This window comes from Paucibacter soli, assembly GCF_037482845.1.
Lineage (GTDB): Bacteria > Pseudomonadota > Gammaproteobacteria > Burkholderiales > Burkholderiaceae_C > Paucibacter_B > Paucibacter_B soli.
The window spans coordinates 1-976 of record NZ_JBBHJW010000036.1; the positions used below are offsets into that span (position 1 = coordinate 1).

The window sequence follows — 976 nt, forward strand, 5'->3', positions numbered from 1 at the left end:
GTCGGGCTGGCTGGGGGGATCAATACGTACAGCTATGTCGGGGGAAATCCGACCCGCTACACGGATGCCACGGGGTTGTGCCCGATGTGCGTATTACCGTTCCTTGGCGGAATTACGGCGCTGGACTTGGGAGCTACAGCGGCCGTCGTCGGTGGTGGCGCAGCGCTCATCGACCGGATGTTTAGTTCCGGTCGTGCACCTGGGTTCTGGGATGCTGAGAAGGGCGCTGCTGAGTGGGGTCGACGGAATGGTGTTGGTGCCAAAGGCGGTGTAGATATATTCCATGACATCAAGAGAGGCAATCGTAGAAAGCCCGGTTCCCGCGCGAACGACAACTGCAGTGTCAATCCCGATACTGGCGAGATTCGCGATGGCCAGGGGGAGCACATTGGTGACCTGGATCTTGGTCGATAGGGGGTTGTCATGTTGATCTCCGTTCGCCTGTACGTCCAAGGTGATCAGCTCGACCCAGAGCAAATCACGAACTTGCTTCAGATCCAGCCAGCAAGGTCTCACCGGCGCGGAGATGTCCGCAAACTGTCAGACGGGCGCGTGGCTCATGAGCAAATTGGTGTCTGGGTATGGAAGGTCAGTGTTGATGGGCCAGATGCGCAACTCGAAGACTGCCTCCGCAGGTTTGCTGAGACCTTCGATCCCGTCGCAACGAAGCTCAAGGCGCTCCCACATTCGGAGTCCTGTTGGGTTGACATTCACGTAGTGGAGGAGAAGCCCGCGGAAGCAGTCGGCAGCGAAGTTGTCGTGCTTCTCACATCCGAACATGCTCGGATGTTGGGGCGGCTGGGATTGCCGATTGAAATGTCAGTCAGTACGGTCGATCAGGACCGGCACGGCGACGCGGCGGCCCAGGGGCTCGCGTCTTTATCCGGGTCCGGGGGCCACGGGGTCAAACCGGCCACGGGGTCACCGGCCACGGGGTCAGCCACGGGGTCGGCCACGGGGTCAGACTTTGAACCTG

The 976-nt window shown here is 60.2% G+C and carries 1 protein-coding gene and 1 pseudogene; both read left to right on the forward strand.

Annotated features, from left to right (window positions below; all coding sequences use genetic code 11):
- Positions 1–414 (forward strand): annotated as a pseudogene (locus WG898_RS25155) (hypothetical protein); the annotation flags it as partial.
- 9 nt (positions 415–423) lie between these two features.
- A partial coding sequence (locus tag WG898_RS25160) for a DUF4279 domain-containing protein (RefSeq protein WP_339605518.1) occupies positions 424–976 on the forward strand: 553 nt, incomplete at its 3' end.